The sequence below is a fragment of the Salinicola lusitanus genome, assembly GCF_038648475.1.
Taxonomy (GTDB): Bacteria; Pseudomonadota; Gammaproteobacteria; order Pseudomonadales; family Halomonadaceae; genus Salinicola; species Salinicola lusitanus.
Genome location: NZ_CP151919.1, coordinates 804,809 through 830,382, shown reverse-complemented (window position 1 = coordinate 830,382; position 25,574 = coordinate 804,809). Strand labels below are relative to the sequence as shown.

The window sequence follows — 25,574 nt, the reverse complement described above, 5'->3', positions numbered from 1 at the left end:
TGAGTGGCGTCGCCGGGTCGGTTAAACTGACTGCCAGGATCGATATCTCCAGGAACGGGACGAGGAGCCAGAAATGAGTGCCATTCGCCTGACGCAGTACAGCCACGGGGCCGGCTGTGGCTGCAAGATCGCCCCAGACGTGCTCGATCGGATTCTCGCCAAGGCGGGACCGGGCGCCAACAGCCAGAATCTGATCGTCGGCAACCAGGGGCGCGAGGATGCCGCCGTCTACGATCTCGGCGACGGCCGCGGCCTGATCTCTACCACCGATTTCTTCATGCCGATCGTCGACGATCCGTTCGATTTCGGCCGTATCGCGGCGACCAACGCCATCAGTGACGTCTACGCCATGGGTGGGGACCCGGTCATGGCACTGGGTATCCTCGGCTGGCCGCTGGACAAGCTGCCGGCGGAAATCGCCGGTGACGTCATGTCCGGCGCCCAGGCCGTCTGCCGCGCCCTGGGCGTTGCCTTGGCGGGCGGGCACTCCATCGATGCGCCGGAGCCGATCTTCGGGCTGGCGGTCAACGGCCTGGTCGATCTCGCCAACCTCAAGCTCAACAGCGGTGCCAAGCCCGGCGACCTGCTCTATCTGACCAAGCCGCTGGGCGTCGGGCTGCTGACGACGGCCGAGAAGCAGGGCAGGCTGCAGCCCGGACATCACGGCCTGGCGCGCGAGACCATGCTGGTCGCCAACGACATCGGCAAGGAGCTGGCCAAGATTCAGGGCGTACATGCCATGACCGATGTCACCGGCTTCGGCCTGGCGGGTCACCTGAGCGAGGTGTGCGCGGCCAGCGGCGTCGAGGCGCGAATCGACTTCGCCAAGCTGCCGAGGCTGGCGGAAGCCGAGGCCTACCGGCGCCAGGGTGCGGTGCCGGGCGGTACGGGGCGCAATCGGGAGGCGATCGGCAAGGCGTTGCCGGACATGGACGCCGCCCATTGGCAGTGGCTGTGCGATCCGCAGACTTCCGGAGGGCTGCTGCTGGCCGTGGATCCGGCCTGGGCCGACGATGTCGAGCGGATCGGGCGCCAGCACCAGCTCAAGCTGGAGGCGTTCGGCGAGTGCATCACGCCTCGCGGCGGCGCGGGACTGATCGAGGTGCGCGGTTGAAAAGCGACGAGTTCATCGACGCGGACCTGGCACTGCTGGAGCGGCCTCTGATCGATGTGCGTGCGCCGATCGAGTTCTCGGCGGGCGCCTTGCCCGGTGCGATCAACCTGCCACTGATGAATGACGACGAGCGTCGCGAAGTCGGCATCCGCTACAAGCAGGCCGGCCAGGCCTCGGCGGTGGCGCTGGGTAACCACCTGGTCTCGGGCGACCGCCGTGAAAGATCTCTCGCCGCCTGGGAGCAGGCGCTCGAAGCGGCACCGGATAGCGTGATCTACTGTTTCCGCGGCGGCATGCGGTCGAAGATATCGCAGCAGTGGCTGGCCGAACGGGGCCATCCGCTACCGCGAATTCGCGGCGGTTGGAAGGCGATGCGCAACCAACTGATCGAGGCGCTCGAAAGCCATAGCCAGGCCCCTCTGCTGCTGGTCGCGGGCCTGACCGGTTGTGCCAAGACCGCACTGATCAATGCGCTCGGTTCGGGAGTCGACCTGGAAGGCCACGCACGTCACAAGGGCTCGGCCTTTGGCCAGCACCCGATGGCCGGCCCCTCGCAGATCGATTTCGAGCACGGTTTGACGCTGGATCTGATGCGGTTGCCACGGGCCCGCGTGGTCGAGGACGAGTCGCAGCGCATCGGCCGCCTGGCGATACCGGCGACCTTCTGGCAGTCGATGAAAGCGGCGCCGTGCATTCGCGTGGAGATGCCACTGGAGTGGCGCCTCGAACAGATCCGCAAGGATTACATCGAGGATCTCAGCGAAATCTACCATTGCCACTATGGCCCGCAACTGGGCGAGGTGCTGTTTCGCAAGCAGCTTTCCGGTGCCCTGAAACGTCTCGGCAAACGCTTGGGGAGCGAGCGGCTGGCGCGATTGATCGAGGCACAGCAGCGGGCATTCTCGGCGCAACGCCTCGGCAACGTGCAGGCGCACGATGACTGGCTGGCTCCGCTGCTACGGGAGTATTACGACCCGATGTATCGTCATCAGATCGAGCACCAGCCCCGGCCGACCCTGCACGTCGGGGACTGGGACAGCTGTCTGGCGGTCGCCCGGCAGTGGGAGCGTGAGTACGCGGCCTAGTGCCGCCCTCTCAGTTTCGACGCTAGTGGCCATCGAGCCACTGGGTCATGACCCGGTCCAGCAGTGCCGCCTGCCGATCGAAGCGTCTCGGGTCGCGCAGGATCTCGTCACGGGTCTGGACATAGGCAGCGGCAGCGGTCGTCGGCAGGTCGTGATTGCACAGCGCCGCCGTGTCTTGAGCCGTCGACTCCAGATGGCACTGCAGCGCGACGACGCGACCCGCATCCCAGGCAAACCCCTGGACCGGACCGCCTGGCGTGCTGCCCAGTGGCAGGCAGCCATCCGGCAGGCCGAAGATGTCTCGATGCCAGAGCAGCGTCTCGAACATCTCGGGCAGATCGAAGGGGCTGTCGTCGGCCAGGGTCAGCGGCTGCCAGCCGATCTCCGGCTGAACCGCGGGGGACACGATGGCGCCTAGCGCCTCGGCGATCAGGCCGGCGCCGAAGCCGATGCCCAGCACCGGCTTGTTGCTCTTCAGGGCGCGATCCACCAGCTTGCGCTCTCGCTTGAACAGCGTCGCCTCCGGTGGCGAGAAAGCGTCGAGCAGGACGAGCGCGTCGCAGTTGGCCAGCGGCGGCGGTAGTTCGCCCTCATCGAGCCGGCAGTGGTTGTAGCTGTGACCAATACCGGTGAGCCAGTCCGCCATGCGGGCGGGACCGAACAACGGACTATGCTGGAGAAAATAGATATGCATGATGTGTCCATGATGGGGTCGACCGGGCGACTCCACAAGCGGGGAGTTAGCATTTAGTCATGGCCATCCGAGCCCAGATTCTCGAACAGATCTACACCATCGTGGCGCAGATCCCGCCGGGGCGTGTTACCACCTATGGTCGGATCGCCGGGATGACGGAGGGGGCCACGGCGCGCATGGTCGGTACGGCAATGCGACAGTTGCCGACCGGGCACGGCCTGCCCTGGTATCGGGTGATTGGTGCCAGCCGCCGAATCGCGGATCATGGCGGTGCCCAGCGACAGCACGAGAAACTGCGCGCCGAGGGTGTCGTTTTCGATGCCAGCGGCCGCGTACCCACGCATTTGATGTGGCCAGAGTGACGGAGAGTTCATGACCAAGCCTTCGGGTAGCTTCAACGCCAGATTGCGCCAGCTCGACGCGCGCCAGCGGATCGCCTTCATGGCCGCGTTGAGCGAGCGGCTGGTACCCAATTACGCGCTCTACGCCGGCGTGAGCGGCCAGGGCAACCCCAGCGTACTCCACAACGTGCTGGATCTGGTGTGGGAGCGGCTCAAGATCGCCGCGGCGAAGATCGACTTCGACAAGCAGGCCGAGAAGCTCGCCGATGTCGAGCCCCCGGAGGCCGATGACAGCTTTGGTGCGCGGCGGGCGACGGAGGCGGTCATGGCCCTGACCACGCTGCTGGACACCCTGCGCGGCGAAGCCCCGGAAGCGGCGCTGGAGGTGAGCCGCGTCTCGCGCAACGGCGTACGCGCCTATATCGAAATGACCGAGGGCAGCGAGGATGCCGAACGGCTCGACGCGTTGTTTCGCGAGCATGAACTGATGCAGGACGAGCGCGACTTCCAGGACGCAGTACTCGAAGCGCTCGAGGCCGACCCGGGGCTCAAGGCGCTCTCGGCGTTGCGCGCGCTCGGTCGCAACCAGGGGGTCAGCAACCTGGGTCTGAGTCTCGACTGACTCGCTACCGGTTGTGGATAAACCGGCTACCCTGAGGCGTGTGGATAATGCTGACGACCACTCAGTGCCTCGACCTACGAACGTTCATGGAGGAACATCATGCAGAAGCGCTGGTTGATTGGCGGCCTGACTCTGGCGGCCGTCATGCTGTCAGGCTGCCAGAGCCTGACCGGATGGGGAGGTGACGCGCTACGAACCGAGGCGGTGGTGAAGAGCGCCCACGAGCCGGGTTGCGAGAAGGACAGCTGCGCCAACGTCAATGCGGCCTACTTGCGTTTCCCCGAGTCACCACGGCTTTCCGCCGAGCTCGAGCGGCGGTTGTTCGGGCTGGCGAGCGGGCTCAGCGACAACCCCGACGGCAGTGCCATGGGACAGGCAACCTCATTCGACGCCTTTGCCGACCAGGTCTTTGCGGCTTCGCGCCGCGCTCGCGAGGACCTGCCGCAGCTGCCGGGCTACGAGGCCGATCTCAAGGCCCACGTCGTGGCGGACCACGACGACCTGCTGGTGATCGAACTCGACGGCTATCTCTACAGTGGCGGCGCCCACGGCTTGCCGTTGACCTCCTACATGGTGATCCAGCGCGACACGCAGCAGATCGTCGATCTCGCCGACATGCTGCAGCCGGGCAAGCGACCGGCCTACGAAGCGGCGCTGGAGCGGGCCCACCGGCGCTGGCTGCAGACGGACCAGGCGCGCGGACTGTCCGAGTCCCAGTGGCCGTTCGTCGTCTCCGACAATGTCGCGCCGCTGGCGGATGCCGTCGCGGTCAAGTATCAGGTCTACGACCTGGCGCCGTACGCCGTGGGCCAGCCGGTGCTGACCATCCCCTATGCCGATCTCGAGGGCATCTTCCGCCCGCGCTATCTGCCCTGACATCGTTCTGGCTACGGCACCGAAGCGCGCCACACCAACGCAAGCGCCGCGACCCGGTCGGGTCGCGGCGCTTTTCGTCGATCAGTGCTGGCGGCTTCGGCGCCGGTCTTGGAGCGCTCAGAGCCGCATTTCGATCCCGTGCTCGGCCATGTAGCGCTTGGCGTCGGGGATGGTGTACTCACCGAAGTGGAAGATGCTGGCGGCGAGCACTGCATCGGCGCCGCCTTCCTTCACCCCGGCCACCAGATGGTCGAGGTTGCCGACGCCGCCGGAAGCGATCACCGGCACTTCGACCGCGTCGCTGATCGCGCGGGTCACACCGAGATCGAAACCGACCTTGGTGCCATCGCGATCCATGCTGGTCAGCAGCAGTTCCCCGGCGCCGAAGTCGACCATCTTGCGTGCCCACTCGACGGCGTCCAGCCCGGTGGGGCGACGGCCGCCATGGGTGAAAATCTCCCAGCGCGGCGGCTCGCCCTCGGCGCTGACCCGCTTGGCGTCGATCGCCACCACGATGCACTGGCTGCCGAAGCGCTCGGCGGCCTCGCGCACGAAATCCGGGTTGGTGACGGCGGCGGTATTGATCGAAACCTTGTCCGCCCCGGCGTTGAGCATGGTGCGGATATCCTCGCAGCGGCGAATGCCGCCGCCCACGGTGAGCGGGATGAACACCTCGCCGGCAATGCGCTCGACCATCTCGACTGTGGTGTCGCGGTCCTCATGGCTGGCGGTGATGTCGAGAAAGGTGATCTCGTCGGCGCCCTGTTGGTTGTAGCGCTTGGCGATCTCCACCGGGTCGCCGGCATCGCGAATACCGACGAAATTGACACCCTTGACCACGCGGCCGGCGTCGACGTCGAGGCAGGGAATGATGCGCTTGGCCAATGTCATGAGCGGGCTCCTTCGGTATCGATCCCATCGCCCCGCATCGAATCGCTCTGAATCGAATCACTCAAGGCCTGGGCCTCGGCGACGTCGAGCGAGCCTTCGTAGATGGCACGGCCGGTGATGGCGCCGATGATGCCGCTGTCGGCGACCTCGGCCAGGGCGCGGATGTCTTCCAGGTCGGTCACCCCGCCGGAGGCGATCACCGGCAGGCCGCCGTCGCGGGCGAGTTGGGCAGTGGCTTCGACGTTGACGCCCTGCATCATCCCGTCGCGGGCGATGTCGGTGTAGACGATCGAGGAGACGCCGTCATCCCGAAAGCGTCTGGCCAGGTCCACCGCCTTGACCGTCGAGACTTCCGCCCAGCCATCGGTGGCGACGAAGCCGTCGCGGGCGTCCAGGCCGACGATCACGTGGCCGGGGAACCGGCGGCACATCTCGCCGACGAAGGCCGGCTCCTTGACCGCCTTGGTGCCGATGATCACGTAGCTGACGCCAGCGGCGAGATAGTGCTCGATGGTGTCAGGGCTGCGGATGCCGCCGCCGATCTGGATCGGCAGGTCGGGATAGGCGCGGGCGATGGCGGTGACGGCTTCACCGTTGACCGGCTTGCCCTCGAAGGCGCCGTTGAGATCGACCAGATGGAGCCGCCGGGCGCCGGCATCGACCCAGCGTGCAGCCATCGCCACCGGGTCGTCACCGTAAGAGGTGGCATCGTCCATGCGGCCCTGCTTGAGCCGCACGCACTGGCCGTCCTTGAGATCGATGGCGGGGATTACCAGCATGGTTTCGAGTCCTTTGAGTCAGTCAGGTGCCGTCTGAAAAGCCGGCGGGGCAGCCATGTCTCGGATTGTGCCTAGGGCGCCCAGTTGACGAAATTTTCCAGCAGCTGAAGGCCGTCTCTGGCGCTCTTCTCCGGGTGGAACTGCACCGCGAACACGGTGCCGCGGCCGGTGACCACATGGGCATCGGCGCCAGCGTAAGCGGTCTTGCCGAAGATATCGGCATCGCTGGCGGCCTCGACGTAATAGCTGTGCACGAAGTAGAACCTCGCGCCGTCCTCGATGCCGTTCCACAGCGGATGCGCATGATGCTGGGTCACCCGGTTCCAGCCCATGTGAGGCACCTTGAGGCGCTCTCCCTCGGGGCTGGTCAGGTTATGGCCGAAGTGACGCACGCCACCGGGGAGGAAACCGAGGCAATCGACGCCGCCATTCTCCTCGCTGCGCTCGAACAGCATCTGCTGGCCGACGCAGATGCCGAGCAGCGGTTTGGCCTGCTCCTCGAGCAGATCCTTGACCAGCCCCTCGAGCTCGGTGCGCTGGAGTTCGCCCATGCAGTCGCGGATCGCCCCCTGGCCGGGCAGCACCAGCCGCGAAGCGCCGCGAATCGAGCGCGGATCGCGGGTCACCATGACGTTTTCATGGGTGACGTGCTCGAGCGCCTTGGCCACGGAGTGCAGATTGCCCATCCCGTAATCGATCACGGCGATCGTCATTGCGGTTTCCTCGCTGAGTCGGTGATGGCGCAGGCCGGTATCACAGGCTGCCCTTGGTCGATGGCATCTGGCCGGCCATGCGCGGATCCTGCTCGACTGCCGCGCGTAGTGCGCGACCGAACGCCTTGAAGATGGTTTCCGCCTGATGGTGCGCATTGAAACCCTTCAGGTTGTCGATGTGCAGGGTGACCTGGGCATGGTTGACGAACCCCTGGAAGAACTCCCAGAACAGCTGGGTATCGAGCCGGCCGATGGTCGCGCGGGTGAATTCGACATCCATGAACAGCCCGGACCGCCCGGAGAAATCGATCACCACGCGAGAGAGCGCCTCGTCGAGTGGCACGTAGGCGTGGCCATAGCGACGAATGCCGCGCTTGTCACCGATCGCCTGGGCGAACGCCTGGCCGAGGGTGATGCCGAGATCCTCGACGGTATGGTGCTCGTCGATCTCGAGGTCGCCCTTGGCGTCTATCGTCAGGTCGAGCATGCCGTGGCGGGCCACCTGGTCCAGCATGTGATCTAGAAAGGGGACCCCGGTCCGGCAATCGAGGCGGCCGCTGCCGTCCAGATTCACCGTCACCGTGATCTGCGTCTCGTTGGTGTCGCGCGACACCGTGGCGATGCGCTCGGACATGCGGGGGAAATCTCCCGGTACGGTTGGCGATAATCGGCCATTATAGTGAATCGGGCGCCGCATCCGCTACAATGGCGGTGTTTATCGGGCGGCTGTGATTCGGCCGTTCTCCACCGCAGTCAAGTCGTTCCGCCGACAGGGAGACACAGGGGGCATGCCGGAAACCGCACAGCAGGTCGAGTCGCATCATCGGGCCACGCCCAGCCGCATTCGGCTCGAGTGGAGCAGCGGTTCCCGCCCACGAGTGCCTGCCCATGTTCGCGCACAGGGAGGATTCGAATGAAGGGGCTGGTCAGAGCACTGCTGGCGGCGATCGGTGTACTGGGAATTCTGGTCGTCGTGGCTGTCGTCTACATCACCACGTTCTTCGATCCGAACGATCTCAAGCCGCGTCTGATCGAGGCGGTCCGCAACCAGAGCGGGCTCGAACTGCGTCTCGATGGTCCATTGTCGTGGTCCTTCTATCCACGTATCGGCGTCAGCGTCAAGGATGCCGAAGCCTGGCTTCCCGAACAGTCGCAGGACGATGCGCCCTTCGTCGGCTTCGACAGCGCCGAGGTCAGCGTGGCCTTCACGCCGCTGCTGACGGGAGACGTTTCCGTCGACGGGCTGATTCTCGATGGCATGCGCCTCAACCTGGCCCGCGACGCGCAGGGCCGGGGCAACTGGCAGGTACTGCTGGATCGCCTGGCCGGCAACGACGACGCCGGCCAGACGGGGGAAGCGCCGCCGACATCACCGCCGCAGAATACCGCACAGTCGGAGCAGCCGGCCCAGCCCCAGAAACGAGGCCCTGGCCTGAAGCCGGGCGACGACCAGGCCGTGGCGTTCGATATCGCCAGCGTCAAGGTCTCCAACAGCCAGGTGAATTACGTCGACCAGCAGAAATCGCTGGATGTCACGCTGGCCAACCTGAGCCTGCAGAGCAGCAACGTCAGCCCGCAGTCGTCATTCCCGGTCCAGCTGTCGTTCGCTGTCGACGGACGTCAGCCGAGCGTCGACGGCAACCTCCAGTTCAAGAGCCAGATGCGCATGGATCTCGGCGCCGGGCGCTACACCTTCGAGAACGTGACGCTCAACGGCAAGGCGCAATTGCCGGCGTTGGCCGAGCAGGCGCAGTCGCTCAACCTCAAGGTCGCCACGCTGGTCGCGGACACCCAGGCCAAGCAGTATCGGGCCGATGGAATCGAACTGGGCGCCTCGCTCTACCACACGGCCATGCAGGAAACGCCGTTATCGCTGGATCTCCGCGCCAATGCCGTGGCCGACCTGGAGGCCCGGACCGCCACGCTAGGCGATGTCGTCCTGAGTGGGGACGATGGCCTGAACCTCAAAGGCAACCTGGACGTCACGCAACTGGATGACGCGCCGCAATACCAGGGGCGGTTGGAACTCGCGCCGCTATCCGTTCGGGACTGGCTGACGCGCTTCGGTGTCGAGGTGAACAGCGCCGACGACAAGGCGCTCACGGCGCTCTCGTTGAACGGGCCCTTCACCGGTAACGCCCAGCGTATCGACTTCGACAAGCTGCAGTTGACGCTGGACGACACGACATTCCAGGGCTCGCTGGGGGGCGCCTTCGACGGTCGGGCGCTGGACTTCGATCTGGCGGGTGACCAGCTCGACCTGGATCGTTATCTGCCCCCTCGGGCCCCGAGCGCGGAGGGGACGGAGAGTGGCGACAGTAAGGACACGGCATGGCTTTCGGCGCTCGGGGTCCAGCCGGCGCTGGCCGCGGCCGAAGGTGCCGAGCTGCTGCCGGTCGCCTGGCTGGCCGAGCTCAAGCAGGAGGGGCATCTGACGCTCGACTCGCTCAAGGCCAAGGGCGTTCAGATGGGTGATGTCGAACTGAACACCAGCGGCAGTGGTGGACGCCAGCGCATCGATTCGCTCGATGCCTCGCTCTACGGCGGCTCGCTGAAGGCCTCGAGCGCGCTCGATCTTCGCCAGCCGCCGATGAAGCTGTCCTTCACCGAGCGCATGAATGGGGTCGACATTGCGCCGCTCTACCGGGACTTCAGCGGCAAGGACTCGCCGCTGCGCGGCAAGCTCAACCTGCAGGGCGATTTCGATTCACGCACCAACACCGCCGAAGGGCTCAAGCAGAATCTCGATGGCCAGGCGGCGCTGCGGATCGACGACGGCGCGATGCTCGATGTCAACGTGTCGCGTCAGCTGTGCAGCGCGGTAGCGACCCTGGAAGGCCGCGAGTCGACCCGCGAGTGGAGCGAGGACACCGCCTTCGATCGTCTGCAGGCCAGCGTGAAAGTCGACAAGGGTGTGGCGCACAACGACGACCTGGATATCGCCATTCCCGGCATCGCGGTGACCGGCAAGGGCGATGTCAACCTGGTGACCAACCGTTTCGACTATCGCGCGGCGGCACGCTTTACCGACACCGCTGACAAGGCCGCCTGCAGCGTCAATCCGCGACTGGCCAAAATCGACTTCCCGATTCGCTGTCAGGGCAACCTGAGTGATGCCCCCGGGCAGTGGTGTGGATTCGATCGTGAAGCGTTTCAGGACTCGCTGGCGAATCTCGCCACGGACGAGGCCAAGCGCAAGGCTGGCGAGCGTGTCGACAAGGAGCTGAACAAGCAGCTGGATGAAGAGACCCGTCAGAAGATCGACGACAAACTGGGGGAAGGGGCTTCCGAGAAACTCGGCAACAAGCTCCGCGATCTGTTCAAGTGAGCCGAGCCAGTAGCGGACTCTCCGGCGCCGACGCGATGTCGGCGTCTCTTCGTCAAGCCGACCCCAGACTCTGGCGCCACCTGATTTTCCGGATCGATTCACCATCGATGATCAACTCGATTCCACCACTCTGGAGAGGTGCTGTTTGGCGGAAATAGCTCTATCGGCCGAGGCCTTTCGCGAGCGAGTCTTCGGCTGGTTCGACGCCCACGGTCGCAAGTCGCTGCCGTGGCAGCACGACAAGACGCCCTACCGGGTCTGGGTATCGGAGATCATGCTGCAGCAGACCCAGGTCACTACCGTCATTCCCTACTTCGAGCGCTTCATGGCGCGCTTTCCCGACGTCCGGACGCTGGCGGATGCGCCCCAGGACGACGTGCTGCATCTGTGGACCGGGCTCGGCTACTACGCCCGTGCTCGCAATCTGCACAAGGCGGCCCGGGTCGTCGTCGACGATCACGATGGCGAGTTCCCGACCCACGATCTCGAGGCGATGACGGCGCTGCCGGGGATCGGTCGTTCCACGGCCGGCGCCATCATCAGCATCAGCACCGGCCAGCGTGCCGCGATTCTCGATGGCAACGTCAAGCGCGTGCTGGCTCGCCTGCACGCGGTGGAGGGCTGGCCGGGCAGGAGCGACGTGCTGGCGAGGCTGTGGGAGCTGGCGGAGCGCTACACGCCGGAACGCCGACTTCCGGACTACACCCAGGCGATGATGGATCTCGGTGCCATGATCTGCACACGCGGCAAGCCGAGCTGCCTGCTGTGTCCGTTCGAGGATGTCTGCGTGGCCCACGAACAGGGCGACGAACGCCGCTATCCCGGCTCCAAGCCCAAGCGCGAGTTGCCGACGCGGCAGACACAGATGTTACTGTTGCAGGACGACGCGGGCCGGGTGCTGCTCGAGCAACGTCCGCCCAGCGGCCTGTGGGGCGGCCTGTGGGGCTTTCCGCAGTTCGATGGCGACAGCGAGTTGCACGACTGGCTGGAGCGGCGCTATCGAGGTGCTCACCTCGGTACTGCCTGGCGATCATTCACGCACACGTTTACCCACTTTCGCCTGGAGATCACGCCGAGACCGGCTCGACTGCCGGATCGCCAGGCTGCCGCCGTGGCCGAATCGAACCAGCAGTGGGTCGATCCAGCCACACCGGCGCAGGTGGGCTTGGCGGCGCCGGTCAAGACCCTGTTGGCCACGCTGGCCCAGGCGCACGCACTTATCGACTGAGAGGAGACTGACATGGCGCAGACGGTATTCTGCCGCAAGTACCAGCAGGAGCTAGAGGCTCTGGCATTTCCGCCGCTGCCCGGTGCCAAGGGCCAGGAGATTCAGCAGACGGTCTCCCGGCGCGCCTGGGAGGAGTGGCAGGCACTGCAGACGCGGCTGATCAACGAGAAGCATCTCAACATGCTGGACCCGCAGGCGCGGGAGTATTTGACGACGCAGATGAATCGGTTCTTCGACAATCAGGAAACGGATCATGCCGAGGGCTACGTGCCGCCTGGCCAGTGATTTTCCGGCAGCGTGAAGGGAACTCATCTTTTTGAAATAAAAAGGCTTGACCCCCAAACGGCATGCTGGTTAAATGCGTCCCCGTTGGCGAGGGCCAGATAGCTCAGTTGGTAGAGCAGGGGATTGAAAATCCCCGTGTCGGCGGTTCGATTCCGTCTCTGGCCACCATCAATGCTGGGGTATCGCCAAGTGGTAAGGCACCGGTTTTTGGTATCGGCATGCGCAGGTTCGAATCCTGCTACCCCAGCCATCGCTGACGTCTCTATGCTCGCCGACATAGCTCAGTTGGTAGAGCAACTGACTTGTAATCAGTAGGTCCCGGGTTCGACTCCTGGTGTCGGCACCAGAGCTTAGAGATGGTGGAATAGCTGAATTGCGATGAGCAGGTCCGGGGTAAACACCTTGGCACCTGCATCAGCGAAAGCCTCAGCATCATGTAGCCTCGAAAATTGTCCCGCCCAGCATCTATTGCACTCATTCCGCTTACCACTGGATGAGGTGCAGTTATGCGTGTTTCAGCAACGGTTTGCTCCAAGGGCGGCGTCGGCAAGACGACCACGACGGCCAACCTCGGCGGTCTCCTGGCAGATGCCGGTCTCCGGGTTCTCCTCATAGATCTGGATTCCCAGCCAACCCTCTCTTCCTACTACGAGCTGTCACAGCCGGCCCCCGGCGGCGTGTACGAGCTACTCGCGACAGAGCTGGTCGACCTCGACCAGATCATCTCTCATACCGCTGTCTCCAATCTCGACATCATCGTCTCCAACGACTATCGGAATCAGTTGCAGCAGCTGTTGCTCAACGCCCCGAATGGACGCTTCCGCCTGATCGACCTCCTCGATCGCTTCGCCGATCGCTATGACGCCATCCTCATCGATACCCAGGGCGCGCGCTCAGTGATTCTCGAGATGGCCGTCATGGCCGCCGATCGGCTGATCTCTCCCATCGTTCCCGAACTGCTCACCGCCCGCGAATTCGTGCGCGGCACTCAGGGCATGCTCAACGAGCTACGCGAGCTGGCACGTTATACCCGTTTCGAGGTGCCGCCGGTCTCCATCCTGCTCAACAAGATGACCGACCAGCTCCGTGATGCCCGTGACATCGCCGACAGCATTCGCACCATGTATGCCGAGGTAGAAGATCACGGCATCAGCGTGCTCGAGACGCCGCTGGTCAATCTCTCCGCTTACCGTTCGGCCGCGCTCCAGGGCTTGCCCGTCCATCGGGTCGAGCCGCGAAAGCCCTACAGTCGCAAGGCGCCGGCCTGCGCCGATCAGCTCAAGGCAGTGGCCATTGATCTCTATCCCGAGTGGGCCGACGCCATCCACGCGGTAGGCGCTGTCATCTCCAACGGTAAATCCGGCACCGGGAAATCGGGGGTGGGCCATGTCCATTGAGACCCAATCCCCTGCACCCGTCGGGGCAGAAGCCATGGGGCTTCTGCCGCCGCACAGTATCGAGGGTGAGCAGTCCACGCTTGGCGCGTTGATGCTCGACAACACGAAGTGGGAGGACATCTGCGAGATCGTCGACGCGTCAGCGTTCTATCACTATCCGCATCGGCTGATCTTCAAGGCGATGGAAGAGCTTTCCCATGATGAGAAGCCGCTCGATGTCGTGACACTCTCCGAGCTGCTCGAGCGCGATGGTCATATCGAGACCTGTGGGGGTCTGCCCTATCTGGCCGAGCTGGCTCGCAACACGCCTTCAGCGACGAATGTTGTCGCCTATGCGGGCATCGTACGAGAGCATCAGCGCCGTCGTCAGTTGGCCAACATGGGCCGCGACCTCTGCCAGCGGGCGCTGGATGGACAGCAACTCAGCCAGGCATTGATCGAGGCCACTGAACACCAGCTGTTCGCGTTGGCCGAGAACCGGCAAGGCAAGGAGACCGGCATACGTCACGCCTTGACGGCGGCGATCGATACTATCGACCGCGCTTTCAATGCCAAGGACGGCATCACCGGCACGCCGACTGGCTACAAGGATCTCGACGAACTCACTTGCGGCTGGCAGGACTCCGACTTGATCGTCATCGCCGGTCGCCCCTCGATGGGCAAGACCACGCTGGGCATGAACCTCGTCGAGAATGCGCTGGTCGCCACGGCCGGTCGCACCGAGCTGGCCACCGCGCCGATCTTCGTCTTCTCGCTCGAGATGCCCGAGGAGCAGTTGATGCTGCGTCTCATGGCCAGCATGGGGCGTCTGGATTTGAGCAAGCTGCGCTCAGGCCAGCTCGATGACGGTGGCTGGGAAAAGCTGACCTCGGCCACGAACCGCATACTCGGCTTCGAGGAACGTCTGTTCGTCGATGACTCCAGCGGCATCTCCGCGACCTCTCTCAAGTCACGCGCCCGCCGGCTGGTGCGCCGCCACGGCAAGCCCGCCCTGATCCTGATCGACTATCTGCAGCTGCTTGAGGAGCCAGGCTCCGAGAACCGCAACAACGAAATCTCTGCGATTTCTCGCATCCTCAAGGCTACTGCCAAGGATCTCAACTGCCCGGTGGTGGCGCTTTCGCAACTCAACCGCACGCTGGAGAACCGTCCCAACAAACGCCCCTGCATGGCCGATCTGCGCGACTCCGGCGCGATCGAGCAGGATGCCGATGTCATCGGGTTCGTCTATCGCGACGAGGTCTATAACCCCGACAACCCTGACAACAAGGGACTCGCCGAGCTGATCATCGGCAAGCAGCGCAACGGGCCTACCGGCGCGGTGCATTTGACGTTCGTAGGCTCGAGCACGCGGTTCGAGTCGTTGGCGTGGAAGCAGGTACAGGAGAGACGGTCATGAGCTTCATTACCACCCACTCAGGCCACTCTGTTCACATGGCCAGCCCAACGCCACGGATGATCGACCCCGTGGACATCGGACGCTCACTGAGCCGCATTTGCCGATTCGGCGGGCATACCCGTCAGCATTACAGCGTCGCGCAGCACTGTGTGCTCGCGAGCCAGTTCGTGCCTGCCGAACATCAGCTTACGGCCTTGATGCACGACGCCACCGAAGCCTATATCGGGGACATGGTGTCGCCGCTGAAAGCGCTGATGCCGGAGTTCAAACGTATCGAAGGTCGGTTTTGGGCAGCGATTGCAGAGCGTTTCGGGCTCCCCGGTGCCATGGATCCCTGCATTAAGAATATCGACCTGATCCTGCTCGCAACGGAACGCCGGGACTTGCTGTGCGAAGGGGATTCCTGGGATTGCCTAGAAGGGGTGGTACCACTGCCAATGCGCATCCAGCCCTGGTCGATGGATCATGCCTTTGGGCAATGGATGGCGCGTTATGAATATCTAGCTTCTCAGCGAGAGGCAGAGGTGGAGTTCAGGAGGGTCGAGTCATGACAGTGAGGATTCCTCTGATGCGCTACCACGGCGGCAAGTTCCGTCTGGCCCCGTGGATCATGGCGCACTTTCCTCCAATCTCCGCCTTCGATGTCTACGTCGAGTCCTTTGGTGGCGCTGCAGGTGTCCTCCTGCAGAAGCCGCGCAACTACGCCGAGGTCTACAACGATCTGGATGGCGATGTCGTCAATCTGTTCGAGGTGCTGCGCAGTTCCGAGCAGCGCCAGTGCCTCATTGAACAGATCGCGCTCACCCCCTATGCGCGTGTCGAGTTCGAGCGTGCCTGGGACGACACCCCGGATCCGGTAGAGCGCGCTCGACGGCTGCTGATCCGTGCCCACATGGGTTTCGGTTCCGCCGGCGCGACCCGAGGCAATTCCGGCTTCCGCACCGATACCCGACGTGCCCACGGCACGACACAGCATCACTGGCAGCGGTTGCCGACCGTGATCGGTCTGGTGGCCGAGCGGCTGTCGGGTGTGCTGATCGAGAACCGCGACGCCCTGACCGTCATCGCCCAGCATGACTCCCCGCGCACGCTTCACTACGTCGATCCCCCTTATCTCGAGGAGACCCGAGAGAAGGGGCATCGGCGCGTTTACAGCCATGAGCTGAGCGACCTGCGTCACATTGAATTGCTAGAGCGCCTTCGGCTCGCTCAGGGCTACGTGATTCTCTCCGGCTACGACGCCGACCTCTATCGTGACGTGCTCAGGGGTTGGCGCATGGCTCGACGGCATGTGCAGGCATCGGCCCAGCGTGGTTCTGGGCAGCGTACCGAGTGTCTGTGGCTCAATCCGCGGGCGGCGGAATGGGCCGGTCAGATGGAACTCAATCTTCCCTACCAGGAGGTGGCCCATGCCTGACGCACTGCCGATTCGCTGCTCGACGCGCGCCCTGAAGCGCGTGGTGCGTTATGCCGTGACTCATGGCTGGATTGTCGAACGCACCCGTGGCGGCCACGTTCGCTTCATCAAGCCGGGCTGCCCGCCCGTGTTCACCGGATTTTCACCCAGCGACGCGCGAGCCGAGAAGAACGTGCTGGCACGGCTGCGCCGGATGGAGCGACAAGAGGAGGGCGAAGCATGATTCCCGATCGCATTCTTCGCAAGATCGAGCGCTGCCTGGCGCTGTCACGCTCGGCCAATGAGCACGAAGCTGGTACGGCGCTGCGCCAGGCGCAGCACCTCATGGACGAGTACGGCGTCAGCGAGATCGACGTAGCGGCGTCTACCATCGACCGGGTGGTCGTCAAGTCGCCGACCGGACGCAAGCCGCCGCGCTGGCTCGATCATCTGGCCAGCCTGGTCAATGCCGCCTTCGGTACCGCCACGGTCTACGAGCCGCGTCCCACGTTCGAGAGCTGGCAGGGCTACTTCGCCTTCCTCGGCGAGGCGAGTCAGGTACACATCGCGGCATATGCCTTCGAGGTCCTCCAGCGTCAGCTGATCAGCGATCGCAAGGCCTTCCTGAACGGCATGAACAAGCGCGCGAAACGCATCACCAAGATTCGCCGGGCCGATGCCTATGCCCTGGCATGGGTGGCGGGCGCGTTCGAACACATCGTGCCGGTGGAGAAAACCGAGGAGGCCGTCGCGACGATCGAGCATTTTCAGCAGCGCTTCTATCCCCAGCTCGAAGCGATGGAGGCCATCGATCGCGGTCAACGCCGTGACGATCGGGGGGCAATGGCCCGGGGGTACGCCGCCGGCCGCAACGCGCGCCTGCACGGCGGCATCGATCGCGACCAGCACAAGGAGCTGTCCCATGGCTGAGATCGTCACGTTTCCGACACGCACCGCTCCCGACCAGAGTATGGAGCGCTATCTGCAGGGCCGGGAATGTCTAGCTCTGGGACTGCTCGATCCCTTCGCCGGCTGGGTCGAGACACTGGAGTCCTGGTTCGCCGCGCATCCCCGGGCGCACAACAAGCGCAACGATGCGCTGCGCTCGCTGCTCGCCGATACCTGGCTGGTCTTCCATATGGCTTGTGACAAGGCCAGTCGGCTCGAGATGGCGCCGCACCACAGCCTGCGCTGGGCGCAGCTCCAGTATTTCGACCTCAGCGATTTCGAGCTGCTGGTGATCGTCAACGACAACCTGCTCGATCTGCGTCGTGGCCTGCAGGCGCTGTGCCAGCAGCATCCGCCGCAGACGCGCAGCGACCTTAGCCTGCACGGGTTGACCCAGAGCATCGGTCGTTTGAACCAGCAGTTGAACCATTTTTTCGATTCTGATGGCTGCGCATCGTGGCAGCCGGAGTGGACCTCATGAGTAAACCATCCGTCACCCCCGACCAGATCACGGCCAAACTGAACCAGCCGGGGCCGACGCTCAGGAGCCAGCCCACCGATCGGCTGCCGGCACCGACCCGCGAACAGGCGATGTCGCTCACGCTGGATCAGCTGCGTTCCTACGACCGCAACCCCCGAACACATCACAACCCGAAGTTTGATGAGATCAAGGAGTCGATTAAGGCGGTCGGACTCAAGCAGAAATTGACCGTCACGCAGCGCCCCGGCGATGACCGCTACATGATCTCCGACGGTGGTAACACCCGCCTGATCATTCTCAATGAGCTGTACCAGGAGACAGGCGATCAGCGCTTCTATCACCAGGACTGCCACTTCATTCCGTGGCAGGGCGAGATCAATGTGCTCGCCGGCCATCTGGCCGAGAACGACAACCGGGGGCAACTGAGCTGGATCGAGCGGGCGCGCGGGATCTTCGAGGCCAAGCGCATGATCGAGGAAGACGCCGGCGAGACCATCTCCCAACGCGAGCTGACCAAGCGGCTACGCGTCCTGGGCTACACGGTTAATCAGAGCCACATCTCGAAAATGCTCTATACCATCGAGCACTTTCTGCCGACCCTGCCGCTGACGCTCGATGCCGGCATGGGCCGGCCTCAGATCGAGAAGCTGATCTCCTATCGCCAGTTCTGTGACGAGTGCTGGACCCGCTGTGCCGACTACTGGATCGAGCACGCCGATGACCTGGGCGAAGGTGGGCACTGGGCCAACAACGTCGTCGACGGCGATTTCGCCCTGGCCTGGCATGAGGAGATGGCCCAGCTCGATCACGAGGGGCAGACTGATTTTCGCTGGAACATCGTCGAGGATCGCTTGAAGGGCATGCTCAACGAGCACACCGGGCTGCACTTCAACCCCATCGACATGGCGTGGAAGAACTGGTTCACCGTGCGCAAGTATGCCCGAGCGGCAACGGACGAGGAGCGCGCGGATATCTGGACCACTGTCGATAGTGAACTGGAACGCCTGCGTCATCCCCAGGAGCGCCATCTCTATCCGCCAAAACCGGATACCTCTCCGGGTGGCTCGTCATCCGGCAAGTCGTCGGGTCCTTCCTCTCTGCCATCGACCGCCAAAACCTCTCGAGGCGGTAGCGAACCCACCGGAGGCGACGGTGAACTCGACCCCAATGATCTGACATTCGACGATGGCCAGAGCGACCTCGATCCCACGCCGGAACCATCGCCGGCGCGCGGTGTGCCGGATGCGGGCGGGGTAGGCGAGTCGGTCGCCATGAAACAGATGCGCGCCCAGCTCGAGCAGCTTGAGCAGCGCAACGCCGAACTCGAGGCTCAGACCCAGCGAACACCGGTGGCCCCACAGGGCAGCAGCTTCGATGACGACTGGAACGACAACGCCGGCGAGCTGTTGGATACCGATGGTTTGCTCCAGGAGCACACACCTCAGCCGACTCGCTCTGCCGAGGAGCAGGCGACCATCGCCGCCGATCTGACCCTCTCTCGCCACCACGAGACGGAAGGGCATCGCCAGTTACGTCACTGGCAGGCGAAGGAGCACGGCGAGGAGGCCGTCGACTTCGAGGCAGCGGCACTCAAGAGCGTACCGCTTCAGGATGGTGGCCATGTCGCCCCGATCACGGATCTCTGGCATGTGCCGGCCTGGCGTCGCAACGCCCAGGATCTGCGCATGCAGATCGGTGAAGTGGTCCAGGTGCTGGCCAGATGGGCCGGAGTCGAGGCAAGCGGATCCAGCGAAGTCATTCGCCTCAATGCTCGCGACGGTATCGGTTACGAACTCGGTCCCCTCGAGGGCGCACCCAGCCGTCGTACTCAGCTCGTCTGGCAACTGCTCGCCGGTCTTGAGGGCAACATCGATCCGGTGATGCCGAGCGACATCTCGCTGTTGGGGGAGCTGGTGGGCAGTCATGGTGACGACACCGAGGTGCGCATGCCCGACGGTCTCTTCGTTCGTGTGTTCTGGCTGACCCGGCTGATCCGGGTGCTGCGTGACGTGCTCAATGCAGAGGGGGATTCGTGATGGCGACACCGCAACTCAACCATGCGCTGTTCAACCAGGCGCTGATCCTGATCCGTGAGGGCGACATGCGACGCGCTCGCGCGCTGGGCTTCCGCGACGACGAGCTGCAAAGCCTCAGTCGGCTGCGGGCCAGCGAGATCGAGTCTCTGATCCACGAGTTTCCGGGCGTGGCCCGGTTCGAGCTGGACCACGACACCTTCAAGGCGGCGCTGCGCCGAGTCGATCGCGACCAGGATCGAGACGGGCTGGTCGATCACTGCATTCGACACGGGGCCAGCGTTCACATGCTGTCCACCTTCTTCGGTCTGACCCCGAACGACTGCTCGGCGCGTCGCACGCTGCTGGGCGTACCGAGCCGGCAGGGACGCTTGCCCATGCCGGAGGAGAAGGTAGAGCACGAGGCGTACCACCGCTGGCAGACCATTTCTGATGACCCGGCCGGTCCCGGTGCCGTGGAGGACATTCGCGGCATGCTGGTACTGGCTGAAGAGGTCGCGCTGCCGTTGGCGGTGATCTGGACCCTGATCAAGCAGTGGACCCAACCGGAGCAGGCGCGACAGCAAACCCTGCCTGCCGAGGACGAGGGCGTCGTGCGTGAAGGAGTGGCGTGATGAAACATTTTGACGCGCTCATCGGGCGCGCCGCGTCATCCATGACTCAACGCCGAGGCGGGGCCGCCTCGGCGTCAAGTGGTCAGGAGGACGCGCTCGACGGCCTGCTGTTCATGGGGAATCCCCATGAAACCGTGCCCCGAGCCCTGCTCCTCGATCAACGCCTGGGTGCGGTCGACGTGCTCGGGTGGCAGATGATCCGGCTGCTCTCTAACGCGGACCGCACCACCGCTTTCCCAACCTATGACGAGCTGGAGCCGCTGCTGCGCTCCGGTGCGAATCGCAAGGCGTCACGCAAGACCGTGGCGCGGGTCATCGCGATCCTCAGACTGACCCGCTGGATGACGCTGGGTATGAAAGCGCGCAACACCGACAACGGCCGCATGATCGGCAACGTCTACGTGCTGCACGACGAGCCGCTGGCACCCGCCGAGTCGCTGTCGCTGGATGCCGAGTACATCGAGTACGTCATCCGTTGCACCCGTCATCACAACCGTGATGTCGCTGAAGTGGCGCAACTCGTCCGCAACGAGCTGGCCGAGGGCGGTGTGCTCGAACTGCCGACCCGACTCGATGTCATCGACCAGCGTGCCGAGCGGCAGAAGCGCGCAGAGTTTCCAGAGGAAACTCAGTCATCAGGTGCCCAGTTTCTGGAGGAAACTCAGCCAGATTCTCCCGGTTTCCAGCGGAAACTCGGGCAGTTTCCCGAATCCGAAGACCCCAGTTTCCAGCGGAAACTAATTCGTGAATCAGTCACTTACGACGCAGTTTCCGATGCATTTCGCCCTACAGTACGTAGTTATACAAACAATGTGTGTAAAACCACCGCGCGCGAGCCGGGCGGCACTTCGCTGGTCTGGAGCTGGCCGCTCGAGCTGACTGCCGACGAGCGGGAGTCGGTCACCTTCCTGCTGACGGGGTTGTCGACCGAGACGCAGCAGGCGGTGATCGACGAAGCCGCCGGGCGGGTCGATGCCGGCAAGGTCAAGAACACCCTGGGCTTCCTGCACACCCTGGCCAAGCGTGCCGCCTCGGACAATTTCCAGCTGACCCACTTCGGGCGCAGCGTCGCCAACAAGCGGCGAGGCCAGGCCGAGACGAGTGACGAACAGAACCGGGTCGTTACCGCGCCGGTGGTGGCGATGTCGCCGCCCAAGCCGGCCGAGCAGGAACCGCAGCCGATGTCGGCGGCAACCGAACGGGCGCGGGGCGAGATGTTCAAGCGTCTCGGACTGCGGCGCTAGAAACCCGTGAGATCGCGTTTAACGTTTCCGGTAGGGCAATGCTCATCGACCCCTGATGCTGGCATCCCATCCAGTGCATCGACGACTCAGGAGTAATTATGGCCAGCACTGAGCCCCGTGTAGGGCTGCTACGTAGCAAGATCGAGATGACCCTGCATACCTATCCGGCAGTGCTTGCCTGGCACGGGCGCGGGGTCGAGAGCGGTAAGCCGCAGGTGGTCGGCCTCAAGCAGTTCCTGTCGCTTGCCGGTCGTGTTCATCAGGCAGCGGGCCGGGACGATCCCTATGCCGATAGTTGGCTGCTCATGCTCGAGGAGAAGGTCGACGAGACCCGACAGGCGCTGCAGCAGCTGGAAACCCGAGTCAGCAGTGTGCTGAAGCAGATCCCGGAAGGGCTCGATGTCAGCCGCAACGTCAGCCAGCAACCGTTCGTGACGCCCGTGTTCACCGGCGGGCAGATGGGCTGGCAGGCCGTCATGTTGCTGATGCAGTACGACAGCATCGTGCGCGATGTCCTGCTGGCGCATCACATTGGCTTGCTGGGCAACAAGCAGCGCGGCGCGATGATCCGTGATCAGGGCGGTCATGCCTTGCGCTCGCTCTGCTACGCCCCCGTCAAGTTCCCCGGGTTCAGCGGGGCAACGCGGGATGACTTCGCAGCCAACAACGCCAAGGCGCGAAACGCCCTCGAAAAATACGGTGAGCTGCCGCAGGACATTCTGGAAGGGACGCGCCGCAGCGAGTTTGCGCCGACGATCCGGCGTGAGGAAGCCTCACCGACTGGTAGCGAGCAGGGACACAAGCTCGAAGGCGCGGATCTGGACGACGACCAGTTGCTGCCCCAGTCCGGGGCTTCCGAGGACTAATGCTGCAGGTGATGGCACTGCCATCACTCCAGGAAGAGCGAGGTGGGTGTTGCCCCCGGCAACACTCCATCGAGACCGGGCAAGGGTGTTTCCGGGAGAAACACTCCAGCGAAACCAGGCCAGGGTGATTCCACTGGAATCACTCCAGCGAGACCAGGCCAGGGTGATTCCACTGGAATCACTCCAGCGAGACCAGGACGGGGTGATTCCACTGGAATCACTCCAGCGAGACCAGGCCAGGGTGATTCCACTGGAATCACTCCAGCGAGACCAGGCCAGGGTGATTCCACTGGAATCACTCCAGCGAGACCAGGCCAGGGTGATTCCACTGGAATCACTCCAGCGAGACCAGGACGGGGTGATTCCACTGGAATCACCTCCCGCAGGATCGGTGGGGCAACCAAGTATCTGCAACGAGAACAGGAAAGGACCGTGAGCGCGATGACTGCACTGGAACAGCGTCAGGACTTTGCACTGAATCAGTACGCAAAGGGCCTTTTAAAACCCTTTAAGGGTAAAGGGGAGATTCTTCGATTTCGGGATGAGTTGGATGCGGAGTGTCGTCGGATGTGGCAAGAGGCGGCGGACTTTGCCAACCGCTACAACCGCACAGTGGTTCAGGCGGGGCTTTGGCTCAAACCGCACAACAACAGCGGGGGACGAGTTCGCGCAGTGCAATGGCGCGACAAGGCGCAGACCCAGATGGGGCGACGCCTTCTCGAAGCCGTGCTCCAGCACGGCGACGTGTCGGTAGGGATGAAACGCCAACTGGTCGAGATCGAGACCGAGCGCGCAATCTTCAACGCCAAAATCGCGGCGGCCACACGCCAGGTCGATCGACTGAATCGCCTGCTTAACGATCTCGATGAAGTCGAGGCCATGGTCTGACTCACCCGGGGACGGGAATGGTGTGACACCGGCCTTAACGTTTCCCGCTGACGACCTTTGCCGCTCGCCGCCACTGTAGTCGGGCATCCATTCGATTCAGGAGGTTCATATGAGCACGCATTTCATGGGCGAGGGGAACATCGGTTCCGATCCGGAAGTGAAGATGTTCTCCCCCAACGGCAATCAGCCACCGCGTGGTGTCATGCGCCTGAACGTCCGTTTCGACAATCCGGTGCCGACCGATACCGGTAATGTCGACAAGGGCGGGTTTTGGGCGAACGTCGAGATCTGGCATCGCGATGTCGAGCAGTGGGCTCGCTTGTATCAGAAGGGCATGCGGGTCATGGTCTCGGGCCGCATGGTGCTGGACGAGTGGCAAGACAATGAGGGCAACAGCCGGTCGCAGTTCAAGGTGCAGGCCGTTCGCATCGGCATGCTGCCGTTCCGCGTCACCCAGGTCGTGCTCGAGCCAGCGCAGGGACAGCAGACATCTCACCAGCCGCCTTCTCCACAGGGAGCGTATGCCAAGTCCGCTGGGCCAGAGGGCGAATGGGACAATCCGGTAGGTAGTGACCCTAGGGCTAGCCAATGACTGGTGGGTGGACAGATTACCTGTTCTCCCTGGGGGTTCTGTTTACCGGCGCCGGGATGGTTCTGGGGGCGATCGTATTTAGCTCTCGTCTCCAATTTCATCGCTGGGCCGTCTTGTTGCTCTGGGGCATTTTTTTCCTATTTTGGAGCGGCTGGCAGGCATGGAGCACTTACCATGCACAACCGCTTTCACCAAGCAGTGTTAAGGAAGCTCTCGGTAGCAATCTGTGCGTGGCAGCAGCAGTTCGTACCCGGCTTGATGAGTTCGAGCAGCCAATGACTCGCCAAGAGCTCTTGGACATTGAAGACGACTGCGAGTGTCAGGCGGAGCAATTAGCGAAGTCCGAGGCTGACCAAGCGGTGTTGGATAAGCAGCGGCAGGCGGCTCGTCAGCCCGAGGCTGAGATCGGCAAGAAGTGAAACCGCAGAGAGACAACTTTACTATCGCGAGTTTAAAGACACGCAAACCCTCTGACACGACGGGAGTACGAAAGTGGATATCAAGGTTGTAGGCGTAGCGCTTGTTGCTGGATTGGCACTGTCGGGATGCGCGGCGCAGGATCACTATTACTCGAACGGTGTTTGTGTCACCTGTTTCGACAATCCGGTCACGGGTGAGCCGCTGAACTACGATCCCAGCGAGACGCCGCAGAAGGTGGCGACCAATGCCGAAGGGCAGACGGTCGACGCCAAGAGTCTGGGCAGTCAGAGCGGTTCCGTCGATATCGATTCCCGCGTCGATGTCGATACCGCTTATGCCCGGATCAAGTCGGCGATGGGATTCCGCTCGCCTAACGACTTCGAGAGCCCGGAGAGCACGACGGCCAAAATGCAGATGGGTGATGTGGCCTGGAAGCACGACCGCACACCGGGGGCCTATTACAATCTCGGCGATTACGGTCGGCAGACCCTTGGTGGAACACGGTATTCGATTCTGCAGCGGGTTCAGATCGAGAAGAGCGGCGCAGGCTCGCGCATCCACTACAGCTGGGCACCTGCTGACAAGCGAACCTTGTATGACGGGGATGCCATGGAGTCTGCGCTGACACAGCGCCTGAACGCTGCTCTGGACTGATCGCTCATGCCCAACTTCTTCACCATCAAGGATTGTTGGAGTCTGGACGAACAGCTGGGCAACATGCTGCGGGAACTCGACGACACGCAGGCGACTGGCCGGGTCGTCGAGTGTCGTCTTCAGCTCAAGGCCTTGATGCGAGAGTACAAAATCAGCGACGAGACGGTCGTCGAGTGCATCGACCTAGGGATACTCAAGGATGAAAGAGACTGAGGCAGCGGTCTATCAGCGGTTCTTCATTCGCCCGCTCCCAGGACGTCGCCCGCGGATCGAATCGGACATTCAGGCTGTCATCGATCACGCGGTCGATTGCCGTTTTGCTCCCGACGGCACGTTGCTCAAGCCCACGATTCTCAAGCCCGGTCAGGGGCACTACCTCATCCCGATGCGCTGGTTCAGCGGTGAGATCATCACGATCGATGATGCATCCACGGCGCAGTGGTTCTGGCTTGATGCTGACATTCCATTCAGTGGATCGCTGGCTCGGCGATTGGCTCTGACACTAACACGGCACCCCGGGGTGGCCTGCGTAGCCGAGGACAACACGCGCGGTGCCGCCCATGGCAACGCGGAAGCCTGGATCATCGACGACGCGCATTATCTGCTCCAGCTCGATTAACATTCCCAGCTGAATCGCCTGATCCAGCTCGTCACGCTGAGGCCATACACATTCTGTGAGGCCCGGT

30 protein-coding genes and 3 tRNA genes are annotated in these 25,574 nt (G+C 63.5%); 28 read left to right on the top strand and 5 right to left on the bottom strand.

The genetic code is table 11. The features are described from left to right. The first annotated feature begins 73 nt into the window (after positions 1–73). A complete protein-coding gene (gene selD, locus AAGT95_RS03875; protein ID WP_110598167.1) occupies positions 74–1,114 on the top strand; it encodes a selenide, water dikinase SelD in 1,041 nt (346 codons plus the stop codon). Continuing rightward, a complete protein-coding gene (gene mnmH, locus AAGT95_RS03870; RefSeq protein ID WP_342595623.1) occupies positions 1,111–2,199 on the top strand; it encodes a tRNA 2-selenouridine(34) synthase MnmH in 1,089 nt (362 codons plus the stop codon). The genes selD and mnmH overlap by 4 nt, the downstream gene beginning before the upstream one ends. 22 nt (positions 2,200–2,221) lie before the next feature. Here the strand turns inward: mnmH and AAGT95_RS03865 are convergent, their stop codons facing one another. Next, on the bottom strand, positions 2,222–2,893 hold the full coding sequence (locus AAGT95_RS03865) for a type 1 glutamine amidotransferase (protein ID WP_342595622.1): 672 nt from the start codon (positions 2,891–2,893) through the stop codon (positions 2,222–2,224). 59 nt (positions 2,894–2,952) lie between these two features. Between AAGT95_RS03865 and AAGT95_RS03860 the strand changes: the two genes are divergently transcribed. The 3 genes from AAGT95_RS03860 to AAGT95_RS03850 all read left to right on the top strand — a co-directional run bounded on the left by AAGT95_RS03860 (position 2,953) and on the right by AAGT95_RS03850 (position 4,732). Beyond that, on the top strand, positions 2,953–3,255 hold the full coding sequence (locus AAGT95_RS03860) for an MGMT family protein (protein ID WP_110598164.1): 303 nt from the start codon (positions 2,953–2,955) through the stop codon (positions 3,253–3,255). A 10-nt stretch (positions 3,256–3,265) separates the two neighbouring features. Further along, the gene (locus AAGT95_RS03855) at positions 3,266–3,856 is read left to right on the top strand and encodes a YjaG family protein (protein WP_110598163.1); all 591 of its coding nucleotides are present in this window, start codon (positions 3,266–3,268) and stop codon (positions 3,854–3,856) included. A 99-nt stretch (positions 3,857–3,955) separates the two neighbouring features. After that, on the top strand, positions 3,956–4,732 hold the full coding sequence (locus tag AAGT95_RS03850; protein ID WP_342595621.1) for an RsiV family protein: 777 nt from the start codon (positions 3,956–3,958) through the stop codon (positions 4,730–4,732). A gap of 117 nt (positions 4,733–4,849) precedes the next feature. Here the strand turns inward: AAGT95_RS03850 and hisF are convergent, their stop codons facing one another. The 4 genes from hisF to hisB form a co-directional block, all read right to left on the bottom strand. Continuing rightward, positions 4,850–5,623 carry an imidazole glycerol phosphate synthase subunit HisF gene (gene hisF / locus AAGT95_RS03845; protein ID WP_342595620.1) on the bottom strand — a complete coding sequence of 258 codons (774 nt, stop codon included), beginning with the start codon at positions 5,621–5,623 and terminating at the stop codon, positions 4,850–4,852. Further along, positions 5,620–6,402, bottom strand: a complete 783-nt coding sequence (gene hisA / locus AAGT95_RS03840; protein ID WP_342595619.1) for a 1-(5-phosphoribosyl)-5-[(5-phosphoribosylamino)methylideneamino]imidazole-4-carboxamide isomerase — start codon at positions 6,400–6,402, stop codon at positions 5,620–5,622. Before hisA ends, hisF begins: the two co-directional genes overlap by 4 nt. Before the next feature lie 71 nt (positions 6,403–6,473). Next, complete coding sequence (hisH, locus tag AAGT95_RS03835; RefSeq protein WP_342595618.1) at positions 6,474–7,115, bottom strand: imidazole glycerol phosphate synthase subunit HisH; 642 nt, start codon at positions 7,113–7,115, stop codon at positions 6,474–6,476. A 40-nt stretch (positions 7,116–7,155) separates the two neighbouring features. After that, positions 7,156–7,749, bottom strand: coding sequence for an imidazoleglycerol-phosphate dehydratase HisB (hisB, locus tag AAGT95_RS03830; protein WP_342595617.1), 594 nt, complete (start codon positions 7,747–7,749; stop codon positions 7,156–7,158). 279 nt (positions 7,750–8,028) lie between these two features. Here hisB and AAGT95_RS03825 point away from each other — a divergent pair, with 279 nt between their 5' ends. From AAGT95_RS03825 to AAGT95_RS03715, 23 genes are all read left to right on the top strand, one after another. Beyond that, positions 8,029–10,443 carry an AsmA family protein gene (locus AAGT95_RS03825; protein WP_342595616.1) on the top strand — a complete coding sequence of 805 codons (2,415 nt, stop codon included), beginning with the start codon at positions 8,029–8,031 and terminating at the stop codon, positions 10,441–10,443. Between the two features lie 145 nt (positions 10,444–10,588). Further along, a complete protein-coding gene (mutY, locus tag AAGT95_RS03820; RefSeq protein ID WP_342595615.1) occupies positions 10,589–11,671 on the top strand; it encodes an A/G-specific adenine glycosylase in 1,083 nt (360 codons plus the stop codon). A gap of 12 nt (positions 11,672–11,683) precedes the next feature. Beyond that, positions 11,684–11,956 (top strand): oxidative damage protection protein, encoded by a 273-nt coding sequence (locus AAGT95_RS03815; protein ID WP_110598155.1) that lies wholly within the window; start codon positions 11,684–11,686, stop codon positions 11,954–11,956. A gap of 92 nt (positions 11,957–12,048) precedes the next feature. Further along, positions 12,049–12,124: transfer RNA gene (locus AAGT95_RS03810), tRNA-Phe, on the top strand. 7 nt (positions 12,125–12,131) lie between these two features. Then, positions 12,132–12,206: transfer RNA gene (locus AAGT95_RS03805), tRNA-Gln, on the top strand. Between the two features lie 20 nt (positions 12,207–12,226). Then, positions 12,227–12,302 (top strand) — tRNA-Thr (locus tag AAGT95_RS03800). 160 nt (positions 12,303–12,462) lie between these two features. Further along, positions 12,463–13,353, top strand: a complete 891-nt coding sequence (locus AAGT95_RS03795; RefSeq protein ID WP_075563473.1) for a ParA family protein — start codon at positions 12,463–12,465, stop codon at positions 13,351–13,353. Beyond that, the gene (gene dnaB, locus AAGT95_RS03790; RefSeq protein ID WP_342595614.1) at positions 13,343–14,752 is read left to right on the top strand and encodes a replicative DNA helicase; all 1,410 of its coding nucleotides are present in this window, start codon (positions 13,343–13,345) and stop codon (positions 14,750–14,752) included. Before AAGT95_RS03795 ends, dnaB begins: the two co-directional genes overlap by 11 nt. Next, complete coding sequence (locus AAGT95_RS03785; RefSeq protein WP_342595613.1) at positions 14,749–15,303, top strand: hypothetical protein; 555 nt, start codon at positions 14,749–14,751, stop codon at positions 15,301–15,303. Before dnaB ends, AAGT95_RS03785 begins: the two co-directional genes overlap by 4 nt. Next, positions 15,300–16,169, top strand: coding sequence for a DNA adenine methylase (locus AAGT95_RS03780; protein WP_087720679.1), 870 nt, complete (start codon positions 15,300–15,302; stop codon positions 16,167–16,169). Before AAGT95_RS03785 ends, AAGT95_RS03780 begins: the two co-directional genes overlap by 4 nt. Beyond that, complete coding sequence (locus tag AAGT95_RS03775) at positions 16,162–16,392, top strand: type II toxin-antitoxin system HicA family toxin (RefSeq protein ID WP_075563469.1); 231 nt, start codon at positions 16,162–16,164, stop codon at positions 16,390–16,392. The genes AAGT95_RS03780 and AAGT95_RS03775 overlap by 8 nt, the downstream gene beginning before the upstream one ends. Then, positions 16,389–17,078, top strand: coding sequence for a DUF2786 domain-containing protein (locus tag AAGT95_RS03770; RefSeq protein ID WP_342595612.1), 690 nt, complete (start codon positions 16,389–16,391; stop codon positions 17,076–17,078). The genes AAGT95_RS03775 and AAGT95_RS03770 overlap by 4 nt, the downstream gene beginning before the upstream one ends. Then, positions 17,071–17,577 carry a hypothetical protein gene (locus tag AAGT95_RS03765; protein WP_342595611.1) on the top strand — a complete coding sequence of 169 codons (507 nt, stop codon included), beginning with the start codon at positions 17,071–17,073 and terminating at the stop codon, positions 17,575–17,577. Before AAGT95_RS03770 ends, AAGT95_RS03765 begins: the two co-directional genes overlap by 8 nt. Further along, positions 17,574–19,613 carry a ParB family protein gene (locus AAGT95_RS03760; RefSeq protein WP_342595610.1) on the top strand — a complete coding sequence of 680 codons (2,040 nt, stop codon included), beginning with the start codon at positions 17,574–17,576 and terminating at the stop codon, positions 19,611–19,613. The genes AAGT95_RS03765 and AAGT95_RS03760 overlap by 4 nt, the downstream gene beginning before the upstream one ends. Beyond that, positions 19,613–20,224, top strand: coding sequence for a DUF2857 domain-containing protein (locus tag AAGT95_RS03755; RefSeq protein ID WP_342595609.1), 612 nt, complete (start codon positions 19,613–19,615; stop codon positions 20,222–20,224). Before AAGT95_RS03760 ends, AAGT95_RS03755 begins: the two co-directional genes overlap by 1 nt. Beyond that, positions 20,224–21,468, top strand: coding sequence for an STY4528 family pathogenicity island replication protein (locus AAGT95_RS03750; RefSeq protein ID WP_342595608.1), 1,245 nt, complete (start codon positions 20,224–20,226; stop codon positions 21,466–21,468). The genes AAGT95_RS03755 and AAGT95_RS03750 overlap by 1 nt, the downstream gene beginning before the upstream one ends. A 98-nt stretch (positions 21,469–21,566) precedes the next feature. After that, complete coding sequence (locus tag AAGT95_RS03745; RefSeq protein WP_342595607.1) at positions 21,567–22,334, top strand: PFL_4669 family integrating conjugative element protein; 768 nt, start codon at positions 21,567–21,569, stop codon at positions 22,332–22,334. A 441-nt stretch (positions 22,335–22,775) separates the two neighbouring features. Then, a complete protein-coding gene (locus AAGT95_RS03740; protein WP_342596576.1) occupies positions 22,776–23,222 on the top strand; it encodes a DUF3158 family protein in 447 nt (148 codons plus the stop codon). A gap of 109 nt (positions 23,223–23,331) precedes the next feature. Continuing rightward, positions 23,332–23,814: a single-stranded DNA-binding protein gene (locus AAGT95_RS03735; protein ID WP_342595606.1), complete on the top strand. Its 483-nt coding sequence runs from the start codon at positions 23,332–23,334 to the stop codon at positions 23,812–23,814. After that, positions 23,811–24,233: a hypothetical protein gene (locus AAGT95_RS03730; protein WP_342595605.1), complete on the top strand. Its 423-nt coding sequence runs from the start codon at positions 23,811–23,813 to the stop codon at positions 24,231–24,233. The genes AAGT95_RS03735 and AAGT95_RS03730 overlap by 4 nt, the downstream gene beginning before the upstream one ends. Before the next feature lie 73 nt (positions 24,234–24,306). Beyond that, positions 24,307–24,888 carry a hypothetical protein gene (locus AAGT95_RS03725; RefSeq protein WP_342595604.1) on the top strand — a complete coding sequence of 194 codons (582 nt, stop codon included), beginning with the start codon at positions 24,307–24,309 and terminating at the stop codon, positions 24,886–24,888. 6 nt (positions 24,889–24,894) lie between these two features. Continuing rightward, positions 24,895–25,101 carry a hypothetical protein gene (locus tag AAGT95_RS03720; RefSeq protein ID WP_342595603.1) on the top strand — a complete coding sequence of 69 codons (207 nt, stop codon included), beginning with the start codon at positions 24,895–24,897 and terminating at the stop codon, positions 25,099–25,101. Beyond that, the gene (locus tag AAGT95_RS03715; RefSeq protein ID WP_342595602.1) at positions 25,088–25,507 is read left to right on the top strand and encodes a hypothetical protein; all 420 of its coding nucleotides are present in this window, start codon (positions 25,088–25,090) and stop codon (positions 25,505–25,507) included. The genes AAGT95_RS03720 and AAGT95_RS03715 overlap by 14 nt, the downstream gene beginning before the upstream one ends. The last annotated feature ends 67 nt before the right edge of the window (positions 25,508–25,574 follow it).